This window comes from Flavobacterium sp. GQ95, from assembly GCF_059758655.1.
In genome coordinates this window covers 88641-105481 of the sequence record NZ_JCAXEB010000014.1, presented here as the reverse complement: position 1 = coordinate 105481, position 16841 = coordinate 88641, and the positions used below count along the sequence as shown (strand labels likewise).

At 32.7% G+C, this 16841-nt stretch carries 16 protein-coding genes; 1 reads left to right on the top strand and 15 read right to left on the bottom strand.

Annotated elements, in window-relative coordinates; translation table 11 throughout:
* Positions 1 to 80: 80 nt before the first annotated feature.
* Together AC6CH4_RS22135 and rbfA are read right to left on the bottom strand one after the other, a co-directional pair.
* Positions 81 to 1280 (bottom strand): ABC transporter permease, encoded by a 1200-nt coding sequence (locus AC6CH4_RS22135; protein WP_498106837.1) that lies wholly within the window; start codon positions 1278 to 1280, stop codon positions 81 to 83.
* A 1-nt stretch (position 1281) separates the two neighbouring features.
* Positions 1282 to 1674 carry a 30S ribosome-binding factor RbfA gene (rbfA, locus tag AC6CH4_RS22130; protein ID WP_007808467.1) on the bottom strand — a complete coding sequence of 131 codons (393 nt, stop codon included), beginning with the start codon at positions 1672 to 1674 and terminating at the stop codon, positions 1282 to 1284.
* Positions 1675 to 1892: 218 nt separating this feature from the next.
* Here rbfA and AC6CH4_RS22125 point away from each other — a divergent pair, with 218 nt between their 5' ends.
* A complete protein-coding gene (locus tag AC6CH4_RS22125) occupies positions 1893 to 2312 on the top strand; it encodes a CBS domain-containing protein (protein ID WP_498106835.1) in 420 nt (139 codons plus the stop codon).
* Between the two features lie 50 nt (positions 2313 to 2362).
* Here AC6CH4_RS22125 and AC6CH4_RS22120 read toward each other — a convergent pair whose 3' ends face one another.
* The 13 genes from AC6CH4_RS22120 to AC6CH4_RS22060 form a co-directional block, all read right to left on the bottom strand.
* On the bottom strand, positions 2363 to 3616 hold the full coding sequence (locus AC6CH4_RS22120; protein ID WP_498106833.1) for a murein hydrolase activator EnvC family protein: 1254 nt from the start codon (positions 3614 to 3616) through the stop codon (positions 2363 to 2365).
* Between the two features lie 23 nt (positions 3617 to 3639).
* On the bottom strand, positions 3640 to 4419 hold the full coding sequence (lolB1, locus tag AC6CH4_RS22115; RefSeq protein WP_498106831.1) for a lipoprotein insertase outer membrane protein LolB1: 780 nt from the start codon (positions 4417 to 4419) through the stop codon (positions 3640 to 3642).
* A gap of 3 nt (positions 4420 to 4422) precedes the next feature.
* On the bottom strand, positions 4423 to 5772 hold the full coding sequence (locus tag AC6CH4_RS22110; RefSeq protein ID WP_498106915.1) for a tetratricopeptide repeat protein: 1350 nt from the start codon (positions 5770 to 5772) through the stop codon (positions 4423 to 4425).
* A gap of 29 nt (positions 5773 to 5801) precedes the next feature.
* Positions 5802 to 6818 carry a sugar phosphate nucleotidyltransferase gene (locus AC6CH4_RS22105; RefSeq protein ID WP_498106829.1) on the bottom strand — a complete coding sequence of 339 codons (1017 nt, stop codon included), beginning with the start codon at positions 6816 to 6818 and terminating at the stop codon, positions 5802 to 5804.
* 150 nt (positions 6819 to 6968) lie between these two features.
* A complete protein-coding gene (dut, locus tag AC6CH4_RS22100; protein WP_498106827.1) occupies positions 6969 to 7403 on the bottom strand; it encodes a dUTP diphosphatase in 435 nt (144 codons plus the stop codon).
* 29 nt (positions 7404 to 7432) lie between these two features.
* A complete protein-coding gene (locus AC6CH4_RS22095; RefSeq protein WP_498106825.1) occupies positions 7433 to 8893 on the bottom strand; it encodes a lipopolysaccharide biosynthesis protein in 1461 nt (486 codons plus the stop codon).
* Positions 8894 to 8987: 94 nt separating this feature from the next.
* A complete protein-coding gene (locus AC6CH4_RS22090; RefSeq protein ID WP_498106823.1) occupies positions 8988 to 9434 on the bottom strand; it encodes a GNAT family N-acetyltransferase in 447 nt (148 codons plus the stop codon).
* 474 nt (positions 9435 to 9908) lie between these two features.
* On the bottom strand, positions 9909 to 11444 hold the full coding sequence (locus AC6CH4_RS22085; RefSeq protein WP_498106821.1) for an AAA family ATPase: 1536 nt from the start codon (positions 11442 to 11444) through the stop codon (positions 9909 to 9911).
* An 8-nt stretch (positions 11445 to 11452) separates the two neighbouring features.
* Complete coding sequence (locus AC6CH4_RS22080; protein WP_498106819.1) at positions 11453 to 12283, bottom strand: ATP-binding cassette domain-containing protein; 831 nt, start codon at positions 12281 to 12283, stop codon at positions 11453 to 11455.
* A gap of 2 nt (positions 12284 to 12285) precedes the next feature.
* Positions 12286 to 13017 carry an ABC transporter permease gene (locus AC6CH4_RS22075; RefSeq protein ID WP_498106817.1) on the bottom strand — a complete coding sequence of 244 codons (732 nt, stop codon included), beginning with the start codon at positions 13015 to 13017 and terminating at the stop codon, positions 12286 to 12288.
* Positions 13018 to 13101: 84 nt separating this feature from the next.
* Entirely contained in the window at positions 13102 to 14916 is a 1815-nt protein-coding gene (locus tag AC6CH4_RS22070) for an OmpA family protein (protein ID WP_498106815.1), read from the bottom strand.
* A 28-nt stretch (positions 14917 to 14944) separates the two neighbouring features.
* Entirely contained in the window at positions 14945 to 16066 is a 1122-nt protein-coding gene (locus tag AC6CH4_RS22065) for a hypothetical protein (RefSeq protein WP_498106813.1), read from the bottom strand.
* Entirely contained in the window at positions 16066 to 16740 is a 675-nt protein-coding gene (locus AC6CH4_RS22060; protein WP_498106811.1) for a hypothetical protein, read from the bottom strand. Before AC6CH4_RS22060 ends, AC6CH4_RS22065 begins: the two co-directional genes overlap by 1 nt.
* Positions 16741 to 16841 lie beyond the last annotated feature (101 nt).

The window sequence follows — 16841 nt, the reverse complement described above, 5'->3', positions numbered from 1 at the left end:
AAATAGGATTAGACAGAAACAATCATATGCTGTAGATTTTTAAGACGATAAATATAGGTAATATTTTTTAACAAGAAATATTAATCTAACAGCTTTTTACTCACTCGGCTACTGGCAATTAGGGAAGCCACAAAACCAAGTGAAACAATTGTTCCCATTACGATAAGTACGTTTTCTAAAGTAAAAACGACCGGATAGGCCAAAGTTGGTGTTAGCATAATCAGATTATATTTTTGTTGCAAAACAACCATAATAATCCCAAGGGCAAGACCTATAATTCCTCCAAAAACACTTAATAAAGTTCCCTGAAGCATAAATATTTTTCGAAGACTTTTGATTTCTGTTCCCAAATTGAAAAGGGTTTTCAGATTTCCTTTTTTATCTAAAATCATCATGATTAAAGCGCCAACCAAATTAAAAAGTGCCACAATAATTACCAACGTAAAAATCAGATAAACAGCAATATTTTCGGTGTTTAGCATTTTATACAAAGACTCATTAAGTTGCGCTCTGTTTTTGATTGTGATTTTATTTTTAAAAATGCTTTCCAGTTGAGACCTGACAGCATCTTCATTTACATTTTCTTTTAATTTGAATTCAACTCCCGAAATCTGATTCGGTTTGTACATCAATAATTCCTGTGCCAAACTTAAATCTGCAAACACATATTTCGAATCTAAATCTTCGCTGATCGAATAAATTCCGACAGGCAAAACATCCGTTTTATTAAAAGCTTCTTCAGGATTTTCAAATGCTCCTTTTCCAGGTTTCGGTGCGAATATTTGCAACGGATTTTCAAAATCCAAAATTCCCATCGAAAAATCTCTTGCAATTCCGTAACCGACAACTACCTGATACGTATCTGGTTTCACCCATTGGCCATTAAACAATTTCTTTCTGATATCGTTTACGACTGGATACAAACTATCAACTCCTTTTAGGTAGGTAACCTGCTGTTTGTCTTTAAACAAAAACAAAACACGTTCTTCGATAATTTTGGTATACGAAGCAACGCCTTGTATTTTTTTAATTTCACTCTCCTGATCGGGTGTAATTAAAAATGATTTTCCCAGCGTACTTGTAATTTTTAAATCGGGATCAATTTCATTAGTGAAGGAAAGACTGAATACTTTTAGTCCGCTAAAAACAGACAAAACTACAAACAAAGCCATTGTGCCAACAATAATTCCCATGCTGGCAATGCGGTTAATGATATTGATAGCATTATTTTTACTTCTGCTAAAAATGTAACGTTTGGCTATGTAAAGGGGGAAATTCAACTTATGATTTTCTTCTTTTTTCTAAAAGATCACGATTTTCAATTGGGTTTTCTCTGTTTGATAAAGCATTGTCAATTTTTTCGATATAATCTAATGAGTCATCGATAAAAAATACCAGGTTTGGTACGCGACGCAATTGCAAACGAACACGTTGCGACAAATCGTGTTTGATTAAGGTAGTGTTTGATTTTATACCTTCTAAAGTTTCTTTTGCTTTTTCTTGTGGAAAAATGCTTAAATATACTGTTGCCACAGATAAATCTGATGTTACGCTAACTTTGGACACCGAAATTACCAAATTATTAATTCCGTTTTTTCGCACTTCACCTTGCAAAATATCAACCAAATCTTTTTGGATGACACCGCCTATTTTTTTCTGTCTATTTGTTTCCATAGTGCAAAAATACTATTTTTAAATTTCACTCGATACAATTTCAATTGAACAATAGAATGATTTTTACATTCTTACCTCCTTTTACTGCGATTTTGATTCTTTTTTTGATGAAAACCTAAAATATGAGTTCCTCTATATAAAATTTCAACGATGATAAAAATCATACTATTTATCAGAATTATTCTACATATTTGACAGAACCTAATAACAAATCAATTATGAAAAAAAGAGAACCAATCAGTCATATTATGACTAAAACTGTAGTGACTGCAAACGAAAATGATGACCTTAAAAAAGTTGTTGAGAAGCTGAAGAAAAACACGATTCGCCACATTCCGATTGTTAAAGGAAAAGAAGTTATAGGTATTATTAGCAGAACAGATATTAACCGTTTGACTTTTGGCGCTTTGTTTGAAGGACAGGAAGGAGCTGACGAAGCGATTTTGGATATGTTGACTGTTTCTCAGGTCATGACTTCAAAACCCAAAACCGTTTCATCTGATACTATAATAAGGGATCTGGCTGAAATTTTTGCCAAGGAAGATTTTCACGCTTTACCTGTTGTTGACAATGGAGAACTAAAAGGAATTGTAACGACAACCGATGTTGTGAAATATTTTTTAGAACAATATGAATAATCGAATATAACCATAAACAAAGGGAGCTTAAAATTAGCTCCCTTTGTTTTTTATCTATTTTGCAACCATCCTTCCGGATTGTTATTTGATGTGTTTTGAAGAATCAAAAACTTAATAATTGTTTTTCCGGTATCGCCACTAGTTCTTACTTTTCCAATACTTTGTTTGATATTTACCTTATCTCCTTTTTCTACAAATACCTGACTTAAATTTTGATAAACGGTGAAATAATCTCCATGCTGAATCATAACAGCCCTGTTGATCGGAGATAAAACGATAACGCTTGAAACTGTACCTTCAAATACGGCGCGTGCTGTAGCTCCGGATTCTGTTGTAATCTCTACTCCCGAATTATGAACGGTTACGCCAGGATAAAGCGGATGCTGCTGATCACCATATCCTAATGAAATAAATCCTTTTTCGACAGGCCAAGGTAGTTTTCCACGATTTGCTTTAAAGTCGGCAGCCAGGATTTTTCCTTCTGGTGTTAAAGCAATTTTAGATGATGAAACCGGAGCAGTAGATACGGTTGATCCAGGATTGTCTTTTGCTCTTTCTGCGGCAGCTTTTCTATTCGCTTCAGCAATCGCTTCACGAATCAAACGATCAATTTGTCTGTCGATTCTTTTCGCTTCTGCTTGTTTGCTTCTGGTATCAGCAATAATTTTATTTTTATCTTTTTTAATAGCATTAACCAATTTTTGCTGCTCCTTCTTTTCAACTTCTAAACTTTGCTTTTCCTTTTGATTTTCAGCAATAATCTTTTTCTTTACTTTTCTTTGACCATCTAATTTTGCGTTGAAATCTACTAATTGAGCGGTTTTTGATTGAATCTCCAGACCTTGATTTTTTCTGAAATTAGTATATTGTTTTAAATATTGCGCTCTTTTATAGGCCTGTAAAAAACTTTCAGAAGATAAAATAAACATTGCTCTGCTTTGCTCCGAACGACTTTTGTATGATTTCAGGATCATCTTTGCATAATCTTCTTTCAAAACTGCTAATTCTCGCTTCAGCTTATTAACCTTAAGCTGGTTAATGTACATATCATTGTTTAAAATCTTCTCTTGTCGGGCAGTCGTATTGATCAGTTTTTCTTTCAGTTTAATTTTATTCGCCTGAATCAAAAATACATTTACAGCCGATTTTTCTTTTTTCTTTACAGACTGCAGCATTTTTTCATTGTCTCTAATTTCCTGCTGAATCTGAGCTTTACGCTGCTCCAGTTTTTCTTGTTGCGAATCCTGCGCCCACATGAAAGTTGTGGCACAAATAAAAATTAGGCTTAGGAGAAATTTTGGCATGTTTCTTTTTTCTTTTTGCAAATTTAGTTAATTATAACTTTTTTATACCCACTTGGAACACTATATGGGAAAGAAAGTTCTTCATTAAATGTAATATTATTATATTCTAAATTAATATCGGTCTTCCCTTTTGGCTGAACAGCATTAATTTCGATTTTGGTTGGGAGTATTCCCTGATCAAAAGTTTTACTATCAGAATATTTTATTGCTAACATTCTGTTTTCTGCAGGTTGTGAAATTTCCTCTTTTTGCAGCAAATATTTTTCTGAATCTAAATAGAATGTCTTTTTTATTTTAGCTTCTTTTTCATCTTCCAACTTAAAAAGATTTTCTACAATCGTCTGTGTATATTTTCCTTTTCTTAAATCATCCAAAGCTTCTCCAACCAATAAATTTTGAACTTTGCTGTAGTCTAATTCAGTTCCAAGCCATTTGCTTAAACTTGTAAAATCACCTTCGTAATAAGTACCTTTTATTTTTTCGTAATAACTTACTGTAGTAGGTGTGATCAATGCCTTTGCCATTGTGATTCCAAGAAAACGAACACTTACCAAAATTTGCTTGTCTTTCTCAATTTTGATTTCGGCAGTTACATTCTGACTTTGTTTTTCATCTTCATATTTAGCGCTTGCTCTTATATTTAATGTTTTGAAATCTAATTTATTGTCGTAATGTTTTGCTATTGCTTTTTTATCTTCTTTTGGCGTTCCTGCAGGTTTGTCTGTGTTTTGTACTGCCACAGCTTTTGATTTACATGAAATCACAAAAACCGATAGCAATACTAATACTATATATTTTTTCATCTTTTACTTTTTTTGTTTTAATAACTCATTCGCCTTCAAAAAGTATTCCTCTTTTTTCTTAGCGTCTCCTAACCCATTATATGCCTCTCCAAGCTGAATATTAAAATTTGCCTCAAGCGTTTTATCATCGACCACATAATCAAGTCCCATTTCTAAAACGGTTTTTGCATTCTTAAATTGTTGTAACTTATTGCTTCCCAAGCCTGCATAATAATAAAATTGAGGCTGACTCGGATACACTTCAATCATATTCATAGCTCTCTTTGTCATCGGCTCAAACTGTTTTGCCTGCGTATATGCTTCAAGCAAAAGCAAGTTAGTTTCACGATCTGTATCTGAATTTGCCTTTAAATCTTTTTCATAAAACTTAATTGCATTTTCAAATTGGCCTTTACTGTGATAGAATTTCCCGATTTCTTTTGCAACATCAACATTTGGATCGTTGTCAAAATAAGCAATTGCTTTTTCTAAATCTGGAGCATATTGCGGATTTTTATTCACATAAATCAAAAACTCATTTAACGTACGATGCTTTATTTTTGAATCAATTTTCGAACTTGATAAAATCACATTCATCGATTTAATAGCCTGATCTACTTTATTGCCATCTAAATATACCTTAAACAAACTTACCTGAGCCCATTCAGAATTCGGAATTTCCTTTGCCAATTGTTTTGCAACATCCAAAGCTTTATCTGTTTCTTCTGATTTTGAATATAAAAAAATCAGGTTAACATAATTTGATTCTTCTTTCGGATTTTGTTTAATCTGATCAATCAAATTAGCAATCTCAGAATTTTGATATTTCCCTTGGGATAAAATCTGCAATTTATATCTTTCGCGATCTTCAGATTTTCCGAATTTATCGTTCATTTCATTGATCGTCGAAAGCGCTTTATCATACTGATTTGTCAACATGTATAGCGAAATCAAATCATCCTTGTATTCTTCGTCAAACGGAATAATTTTCTGAATCGTTTCGATTGCCAGAGGATAATTCTTAGTTTCATAACTTACATCATAAATTCCAAGCCAATACCATTTGTTCTTTGGATCTAATTGTGTTGCTTTTTCAAAAGAAGTTTGAGCATTGCTATATTCTTTTAGAGCAAAATAATTCTTCCCCAATTCAAAATAAGCAACAGCATCATTAGGTTTTAGTTTTATACATTTTTCTAATGATACGATAGCCTTGTCATAATTTTCAATCCCTTTTTGTTTTAATGATTCATAAAAAGAGTCCTGATATTCATCGGTTGCCATAGCAATATCTTCCGGTTCAGTCTGAGCTAAAACCGAAGTTGAATTGCAAAGCAAAACGAAAAATAAAATTACAAAAACTCCTTTTTTCATCATTTACATAATTTTATTTTAAATTATTATTATTCTAAAACAGAATAATCTCCAATGCTGATGCTCGTAAATTTACCATCATAACTAACATGGTTTCCGATCATCGCATTATCTAAGTTAGCATTTTTTATTTGAGAAAACGTCTGAACTAAACTGTTTTTGATTGTACTGTCGATTACATGGCATCCTTTTCCTAAAGATACGTTTGGTCCAACTGTTGCGTTTTTCAACACTACATTTTCACCAATATAACAAGGTGGAATAATAGTTGCGTTTTCTAATGTCACATTATAATCAACCAGATGTTCTCCGTCGTTATGTAAAAATCCTAACATTCTGGTGTTAGTTTCAACCGTAACGTCTTTGTTTCCGCAGTCCATCCATTCATCTACACTTCCGGTTTTGAAAACTTTTCCGTCTGCCATCATTGCTTTGATTCCGTCATTAATTTGATATTCTCCACCATTCTGAATATTATTATCCAAAACGCCTTGAAGTTCTTTTTTCAAATCACCAACTTCTTTAAAATAATAGATTCCGATAACGGCTAAATCGCTAACGAATTCTTTTGGTTTTTCAACCAATTCTATAATTTCATTATTGGAATTTAACTTTACCACACCAAATGCTTCAGGCTGATCAACCTGTTTTACCCAAATTACAGCATCTGCAGCGGGATCTAACTCAAAATCAGCTCTGATTAAAGTATCCGCATAAGCTATTACAGCAGGTCCAGACAAAGATTCTTTTGCACACATAATCGCATGACCTGTTCCCAAAGGCAAATCCTGACGATAGATTGATGCTTTTGCGCCTAAACCTTTTGCAAGATCCTCCAAACTTGTTACAAGATCAGCTCCAAAAAAAGCTTCATCACCCAAAATAAAAGCAACTTCTTCAATTGGTTCTTTTAATATTTTAGCAATATCTTCGACTAAACGGTGTACAATTGATTTTCCTGCAACAGGAATTAATGGTTTAGGAACCGTTAAAGTATGTGGTCTAAGCCTCGAGCCACGGCCCGCCATTGGAACGATTATTTTCATTTTTGTATTTATTTTTTATGGGAAGATTGCAAAAATCTTCTTGAGTTGCTTCTTTTTTTACCGCAAAGTTCGCAAAGAGTTTATACAAAGTTTGCTTAGTTTTTTTAAGATCGCAAAGTCCGAAACTTAATGGTGAACTGCGACTGAAAACTATTTTACGCCTGTACTTCCAAAACCGCCTTCACCTCTTGAAGTTTCTGATAATCCTTCAACTTCGATCCATTCGGCTCTTTCGTGTTTGGCGATAATCAATTGCGCAATTCGTTCTCCGTTTTCGATTACGAATTCTTCATTTGATAAATTTACTAAAATTACCCCTATTTCACCTCTATAATCAGCATCGACAGTTCCTGGTGAATTTAAAACGGTTACACCTTTTTTTGCAGCCAAGCCGCTTCTTGGTCTTACCTGTGCTTCGTAGCCAATTGGCAATTCAATAAAAAGACCTGTTTTTACAATGGTTCTTTCTAAAGGTTTTAGTATGATAGATTCTGTTAAATTGGCACGCAAATCCATTCCTGCCGAAGCAATTGTTTCGTAGTTTGGTAAAGCGTGTTGTGATTTATTGATAATTTGTATTTTCATTTTTTTATTTAAAGCATTAAAAAGTAGGACTACTTTCTATTCATAATTCCTTTTATTGTATCTTTTTCGTTATGATAAACAAAATACATAAAGCCTAATAATAACGGAATTCCAACAAAATAATTTTCCCTAAATCCATAAAAAGAAATAGCTGAAAACACAATTGAAATTCCCAAATAAGCTCCAATTTTATTCATATCATAAGGTATTGGGTAATATTTATTCCCTAAAATATAAGAAATCAGCATCATGCTTCCATAAGCAGAAATAGTTGCAATTGCAGAACCATAATAACTGTATTTTGGAATTAAAAAATAGTTTAAAACCAAAGTTACTATTGCGCCAACAATTGAAATATAAGCCCCAATTTTTGTTTTGTCTGTCAGTTTATACCAAACGGATAAATTATTATAAATTCCTAAAAAGAAATTTGCCAGAATAATTAATGGTACTACTTTCATCGCTTCCCAATATGATTTATTATCCAATAGCAGAAATTTTAAAATATCTGCAAAAACAATTACTCCCAATAAAATTAAGGATCCTAAAATCACAAAATATTTGGTGATAACCGCGTAAGTCTGAGGTGCATTTTCATTTTTTGCATGACTGAAAAAGAAAGGTTCAATTCCTAATCTAAAAGCAGTTGCAAATAAAACCATAAATAATCCAAGCTTATAACAAGCGGAATATGCTCCTACTTCGGATTTAGCCAGGTTTTCAGGTAATAAATAACCTAGTAGAATTTTATCGAAATGTTCGTTAACAGCAAATGCAAGTCCGGCAACCAAAATTGGCAAACCGTATTTCATCATTTTTTTCCAAAGTACCGGATCGAATTTTCGTCCCAGCGAAAGATAATTTGGAGAAAGCACAACAAAAGTGGCTAAACTCGCCAATAAATTTGCAATGAAAATATAGGCAATCTGGAAATTCTCAACATATAAATTATCCCAAACCGAATTAGGATTTGAAGCTGCCAATTTTGGTAAATACATTAAAAAGAAAATATTCAGCAATAAATTGATTATTACGTTTCCAATTTTAATCGCAGCGTAGACCATTGGTCTCTGATTCGCCCTAAGTTTGGAGAATGGTACTAACACCAAAGCATCTAAAACTAAAATCCAAACCGAATAAGTAACATACTGTGCATCTACTTCAGCAAGGCTTGCTAAGGTGTTTCTAAAAATTAAGGCTACAAACAGGAAAATTATCGACGACCAAAATATTGATATTGTAGAAGTTGCTATTACATTCTTCTTATCTTCTTCGGCACTATAGAATCTAAAAAAAGCAGTTTCCATTCCGTAAGAAAGAACTACATTAAAGAAAACCATCCAGGATAAAACAATCGAAACCTCGCCATATTCTGCAGTTGGTAAAATACCTGTATACAATCTTACCAATAAAAAGCTCAGCATTCGTGGTAATACTGTTGCTAGTCCGTAAATTGCAGTTTGCTTGAATAGATTTTTATATAATCCCAAAATAATTTAATAATAAAGTTCGTGAAACAAAAATAACCAATTCTTTGGTTTAATACCGATTTTGCAGGTTCAATAAAAAAACTTCAGTGCTTTTTTATTGTGTCAGTTTATCTTCATCCAAAATTTTAACGAAATGAAAACCTTTCGGGCCGTAACCCTGATTGTAGTAAAAACGATGTGCTGCAAAATTTCCTGTGAAAGCATCCAAAACAATACTGCTGCAGTTTAAGTCTTTAGCTTTTTGTTCAATATAATCGGTCAATACTTTTCCGATTCCTTTTGAGCGATGTTCCGGATTAACCACAAAATTATCAATTTCAAGATATTTGCCGGTCCATAATTTAGTAGCAGACCAACAGCCTGTTATTCCCAGACAAACATCCTCTTCAAAAACGCCAATCTGAATATAATTGTGTGGGATCATCTCTGAAAGAAATGATTTGTATTTTTCAATAGAAAGTTTTGGATAAAGAAATCGCATCGTATCAATTTGTGCCAGCATTTCTTCTATTGTAGTCAGTTCCTGAATTTGTAGTTTCATTGTAATAAAAATAGGTTTCAAAAATACTGATTTTTTTTCAATCGTAATTATAGCAAAAAACTTACACATGTGAAATATATAAATTGTCGGCAAAAATTATGTAACATTTTTTTAACAGTCTCTTCTTAAATTTGCTTCATAGGGATTGAGAAAAGCTAGAAATACAACCCTTATAAAAAAGAAAAGCATTGGGACTAATAAAGCTAGTTTGTTCCCACAAAAGACAAAGCACAAGGGATTGATTCTGCTGAAATGTAACCCTCAAAAAAACAGAGCATTGGGATTAATAAAGCTAGTTTGTTCCCATGAAAGACAAAGCACTAGACAGGTGATACATCTGTTTAAGTAATTTTATAAAATGGTACTGATTCTCAGTTCTGGATAATTGAGAATCACCATTTTATAACAATTTACAAAACCAAACTAATTTCCTTACAGAACAAAAGAGCCGACAATTGGGGATGTCGGCTCTTTTTATTTTGATTCTGTATCTTTTACTTCGAAATTAACTTTTTGCTCTGTTTCTTTTGGTTCCGGAATATCTTCTTCCGTAAACGTTTTTAAAATTTTATTTGTGATTTTTTTCAATTTCACAATTCGGTTCGCCTGATTCTGAACACATTTTTCGAATAGATTTCTAACCACTCTGGCATTTCCAAAACTTTCATTTTTACTTTCATAAAGTAGTTCAAAAGTATCCGTTAATTTTTCTTTGGCATCATCAGCAATTATAAAATCAGACTTCAAGCAAAAGGATTCAAAAATTTGAAATAATTCTTGTGGAGTAAAATGGCTAAAATGAAAATATCGATTAAAGCGGGAACGTAGTCCAGGATTAGATTCTATAAAAATCTTCATTGGTTCTGTATAGCCTGCTACTACAACTGCCAAGTCTTCCCGATGGTCTTCCATTCTCTTTAGCAATGTATTTACAGCTTCGGCTCCATAATCATTTCCAAATGCATTTTGGGTTAAAGCATAGGCTTCATCAACAAATAAAACACCTCCAAGACTAGATTCCACCGCAGTATCAACTTTTGTTGCTGTTTGTCCAACATAACCTGCAACTAATCCTTCTCTGTCTGTTTCATACATCTGACCTTTGGATAAGAAACCCAAATGTTTAAAAATTCGGCTCAGAAGTCTTGCTACAGAAGTTTTTCCGGTTCCGGGAGGTCCAAGGAAAACGGTATGCAAGGTTATTTCAACATTCTTTAATCCCTGCTTCGATCTTTTCTTTTGTATCTCTAATAAATTAATAAGTTCAGAAACGTCTTTTTTTACTTCGGCTAAACCAACTAATTTATTTAACTCTTTCAGCACTTTTTCTAATGTATCTTCTTCCGGAAGTTGGTCAATTTCCTTTTTATCTGTTTTTGATTTATTGAAATTCAAACCAAGATAATTATTGAAAACTGTTCCGTTTTCAAATTTTTTATCAAATGCAAACTGAATGAAATTTTGATATTTTACTAAAATCTTGTCTAGTTTATTATGCTTTTTTTCAGATAATATTTCAGGTAGTAAATATTGGTTTTGTTGTGAATTTGAAGTTATGATCTTATTCTCTTTTTTTATTTTTATAAGAAGACTTTTAAAATTCTCTGTAAAAACCAATTGATTCAGTTCGTTTACAGAAGTTTCATCTGCAAAATGTTTGTTGCGTAAAGCATCGTAATAATAAGCTAAGACAAACTCCTGCTTTTCATTTTTTTTCTCTGGTTCTCTTTCGTAAAGATCAATAATATCCGAAAGAAAAAAATGCTCTGCTTTAAACAATAAACCTTTTGAAAAAACAGGATTTATTGCTTGATTTATTTTCTGAATAAAATCTGTGTCTTGATTTAGTACATTGCAAATTTCAAGAATACTCGTTGTTTCTTTTTTTAGATCACTAATAAATGAAGCCGTAAAAACGGCTTCATTAGAATTTATATTCGTTTCTAAATATTTTTTTAGAGACAAAAATGATTCCTCAATAATCGATATCGGATTGTTCTTTTTTGACATATTTAAATTTAAGAAATCATCATTTGGTGAATGATTTCTTTTGATAATTTTAAGTGATCGTCACAATAATCTTTCCAGGCTAAGCCCATATCTCTCAAATCATACTTGGCTACTATTGTCCCGTAATGCTCCTTTTTTCCATTTATAGTTGGATAACCAATAACGTAAATAGTCTGCGCCAATTCAATTGCCAATTCAATATCGTGCGTAGAAAAAATGACCGTATTAAAATCTGAAGATTGCCCAAGCAGTTCAAAGGACTTTTTTACTTCTTCAATATTTCCAACATCCAATCCAGAGAAAGGTTCATCTAAAACAATAAATTGATCCGATGAAAACAATTGCTCTATAATCGCCGTTCTTTGTCTTTGTCCGCCAGAAAGTTCGTTAGGATATTTGTCTGCACAATTTTCTAATCCCCATTCTTTCAGGTATTTTTTTATCTTTTCCTCTTTTTCAGTATTTGAAAGTGTTGTTTTTCTTAACGAAAATTTCAAAGCCTGAGTAACTGTTTTATGTCTGAACAAAGTATATTTTTGATCTACAAAGCCAATATCGCCTTCGTTTACAGATTTGGCAGCATTAGGTTCTTTGTTTTCAAAATCTCTAATTAGTATTTTTCCGGAATTTGTCGGAATCAAACCAGTCAATGCTTTAAAGAAGGTTGATTTTCCTCTGCCCGATCTTCCAACAAAAGCTACAACTTGTCCTGTACAATGTACTCCGTCTCTGACTACGTCTTTTTCTATCAGACTTATATCTTTTATAATAACGGTATCATCGTAGGCAACACTAAGATTCTCTACGTATAAAAGCGTCTCTTTATATTCGTGTTTCATGACTATATTTTTGAATATCTAAATAGTGCTTTTCTTAAGAAATTTATTCCTGCATCTAAGCCAAGACCTATTAATAAAATGATAATTTGAAGTGCAATGATTCTTCCGGTATTCATAAACTTATCAGAATTTTTTATTAAAAACCCTAATCCTCCAGAGGCTACCACAATCGATTCAACTGTTACCAGCATCATCCATGTTATGGCAAGATTTTGTCTGATGACATCAATTACATAATCTACTCTTCCTAAAATAATAACCTGCCAAAGCACTTCTAATCGAGTACATTTCAGCATTTTTGCATGATCAAATTCTTCTTGCGGTATATCTTTGATAACTGCAATTAATGAGGTTGTTAAGAAAGTAGTCAGGAAAATTACCAAGATCCAAACTTGCATTGCTCTTGCATCGTGCACCACCATTGTAATATAAAATGAAAGTCCGGTAAACGGTAAAAATCTAAATTTTGTAACAAATTCAGCAATTGGTTTCAATAACGGAATTGGCCACGAATAAGCAAATAGTAACGAAATAATCGTGGCTAAAAAAATCGAGATAAAACATAAAGACAATGAATTGAAAATATGCACTACCAAACCTTCTCTATACAAATCCTCAAAACCTTTTAAAACCTGAGAAGGAGAAGGAAAAAGATGTTTTTCGCCAGCTGTTGTCGCAAACCAAATAATAATCAAAAGAACTAACCAACCCAATAAAATAAGGGTTTTGTTCATTTTTGATATTTTTTCAAAGGGAGTTAAAAATTTTACCATAGTTATTGTAAAAGGCTATCCGTTAAGATAGCCTTTTAGTATTTTTTATTTTAATAAAGTGATAACCACACGTCTGTTTGATGCTTTCCCTGAAGCAGTATTATTATCTGCAACCGGATCACTTTGACCTTTTCCGTCAACTACTTGGAAACGACTTGCAGGAATACCTTTTTGTTTCAGGTAATTTACAACTGCTTCTGCTCTGCTTTTTGACAAAGCTAAGTTAGCATCTGCATTTCCAACATTATCAGTATGACCCACAATAGTTAATTTTGTGTTTTCAGCCTGCACCAAAAGATTGTAGATTTTTTCTACTTCTTTACTAGATGAATTTGAAATTTCAGCACTTCCTGTATTAAAATTAATTTTCCATTCTCCAGAAGCCACAACTTCTTTTGCTTCAGCACTATAATCTGCTTTATCTGCAGAAGTAGACTCGATATCGTTGATGTTTTTCAGGAAGAACAAGTTTACTGCCTGATCGTAAGGAACAACCGCTCCTACGTTTTCATTAAATCCAAAAGGATTCAACTCAGTCAAATATCCGGAAACCTGGTTGTAAACCGATTTATATCTGTTAACACCATCTGATAAACCAAAGTATTGCATTGCATCAGCATAGTTAAATACTTTAGATCCACCCATGTTATAAGTCAATCCAGCTTTTGTTCCTTGTTGTCCTTTGAACATTTTGTACCAATATTCAGGAGTTTCAAGTTTATAGGTATCAGCAACTGCTTCTGAAGCTCTTACTTTCCAATCTTCATAATTTTTCATTTGATTTGAAGCCGTCAATGCCGATTTCAAAATATTAGAAACGATAGCAGGATTTTTTTCCGCCCATTCTTTAACTCCAATAAGAGCTGTTGGCATTTGGTTATTGAATTCTCTTGTAGAAACAATATCAACAAAACCAGTCAATTTATCAAAAACTGTTTTATCTCCAGGTGTCCAGGTAGCACAACCGTCGATTTTTCTGTTCACAGATTTTCCAGTTAATTTTCCATTTACTACTTCTTTCAACGTAACAGTCCATCCAGTTGTCTGAGATTTAATTAATTCTTCTGCCGATTTAATATAATCATCATTTTCAGATGGATAAATATTTACAGCATCTGCATCGTAAGTTGTTGGATCTGGATTTACTTTTAATCCGTTTGCAAAGCAATAATTTACAGTAGTAACCCAGTCACCATCTCCAAGAACGGCAGAGATAACAGAACCTTTCATCGTTTTTGGGTCAGATTTCCAGCTTGGAGGTCCAATCAATTTATCTTCACCATAACTCATACCTACAACACCCATAACTTGTAAGTGGTATTTGTCTTTTCCGTATTTTTCGTCTAATGATTTTTGAACAGAGCTAATATAAAATGGCGCACCGTCACCCATGATCATAACGGCAAAAACACTTTTATCTGAAGATGGAAAAGCTTCACCTTTATCAAATTCTTCGATAAATTTCATTTGCATATTACGCAATTCTGACAACCAGTCCTGACGGATAATTTCCAAATTAACTCCGTTTTTTTCCATCAATGATCCTTTTGTTGTTTTTGGACCACCATTAGAAACAATAATTCCTGATTGAGCATTCCAGGCATAAGCACCAATTTTTACTAAAGGTTTGTCTGCAACTTCTGTAGATATTTCTTTTGAAGGAAGTGCTATTTTTTCGGCATTCGTAACATTATTAACATCTGTCGAGTTTAGCTCCATACCGTCTAATTGCTTAGAAACAGCTGTTTTAATTCCAGGAGATAAATAATAAACTCCACCTAAAATTACTCCAATTCCAACAATAACGATCAATAATTCAGAAAGAGTAGTTAACTTTTCTGTTCTTAAAATTTTTCCCATTTTTATTTAAAAATTAAATTTAATTGTATTAAAAAATATCCCCAAAACCACCACCAGACATTTTATCTTCTTTGGTCATTTTATAATTTGGATTTGTATATTTTGTTGAATCCGGAATTGTATTGTCGCCTGTTTTAATTTCATCTGCCAATGAATCTAACCTTGAATAAAGCTCATCATTATCAACAGAATATTTAGAAGTCAACGCATCAATATCAATTAAGTTTTCAGAAGTCTTAGCAATATCCTGCGCAATTGTAGACGTTACAACTTCAAGAGCATATTCTAATTCCCAATCTTTCGTGAATAACATGGCGCTTTTTGCACTTTCTGTTGCTTCTTTAGCATTTTTGGCAAACTCATATTCTTTTTGAAGCATCTTAACTGTCACATCAAAATCAGCAATTTTAATGTCGATTGCTGTTCCTGCTAAAGTCAGTTTACGATCCATCTTCCCTAATACATTGGCACGAACGCCGTATTTTTGGATGAAACTTTTGCTTTGCTCATATTGAGTTGAAACCCTTTGAGAATCGCTTAGCTTTCTGGCTAATTCACTTTGCAGGACCACATACTCGTCAGTATCTTTTGCAGCAACACCATTTTGTTTCACCATTTCGTCCATCGCTGATTTTAATTTTTCTGACTGACGTTGTAAGCTTAAAACATCTTCCTGAAATTCTTTCGCTTCTTTTTCAGATTTATTGGCTTCAATTTCCATTTCATTTTTAAGACCTTTTAGCTTCGCTTTTGTGTTCTTAAAAACTTCACGATTTTTAATCATTTTTTGCTTCTGCTCTTCCAACTCATTAAAAGGATTACTTTGAATTAACGCTTTGTGAATATTTTTTGTAGCAAAACGAAGTCCCTTCATAATAACAGGAGCCATCATAACCAAAAAAACTAAGAATACTCCCGTCGCTGATAAAGCAATAGCCTGACCCAACATTGTAAATAATGGCGGAATAATATAAGTCCAGATTAAATAACCACCAACTCCTAATAAACCAAGTGCTAAAGCCAAAAACAATGACTTTTCACCTTTTTTAAGCGCGCCTGATTTTAAAGCAATTTCTCCTTTAGACTCGTCAAAGTGTTTTAAAATTGGCAATGTCAAAAGAGTACTTCTTTCTTGTTCGTATTTATCCATTATAAATATTGATTAATTCCTGTTATTACAGTATTGATTGAGGTTAATATTTTTTGTTTTGCTAAATTGTTGGCATCCATCTTTAATTGAATTTCTGAAAGCTGTTCCATATTAACAGGATCAATTTTTTGAAGTTCAATTTTCTTGGCTTCTAATTCTTTTTGAAGTTCAATAATTTTCGCTTCCAGATCAGAAATACTTTTAGATAAATTATACTTTTCTTTAGTTATCGTATTATCTAAGTCGGCTTTTTTTGTTTTCCCAATTGTATCGTATTTGGTATAAACCTTTTCGATTTCTGCGATATAAAAACTACCTTTTTGTAAAAGAAATTCTTTTGTCAAATCAGATTTGATCGATTTACCCATAGTAAAAGCCATCTGATAGCTTTGCGGATTCGTTACTCCAACTGCCACCACAGATTTATAAAGCTCAAAAAAATCAAAACCAGACTCATTCAATGACTCAAAACCTTTATCGTAAACTTCAAAAATTTCGTTTAAAAAAGGGTTTGTCAACGAATTTGCTGGAAATGCTTCTGTAGCTTGATTCGGAAACTTCTTGTCAGTAGTTGTTGAAATGGGTGCCGATGGTTGAGTTGCTGATGCACCCTCTGAATTATTTGTCTCATCATTAATGAAGAGACTCTTCCAATTGAAACTTTCTTTTGCCATTGTTTTTGGTTAAACTATTTTTAATAACTTTTTGGTTGTTAAATGTTATACGCAGAAAGTGTTAAAAAGTTACTAATTATAAAGGCATAAATATATATATT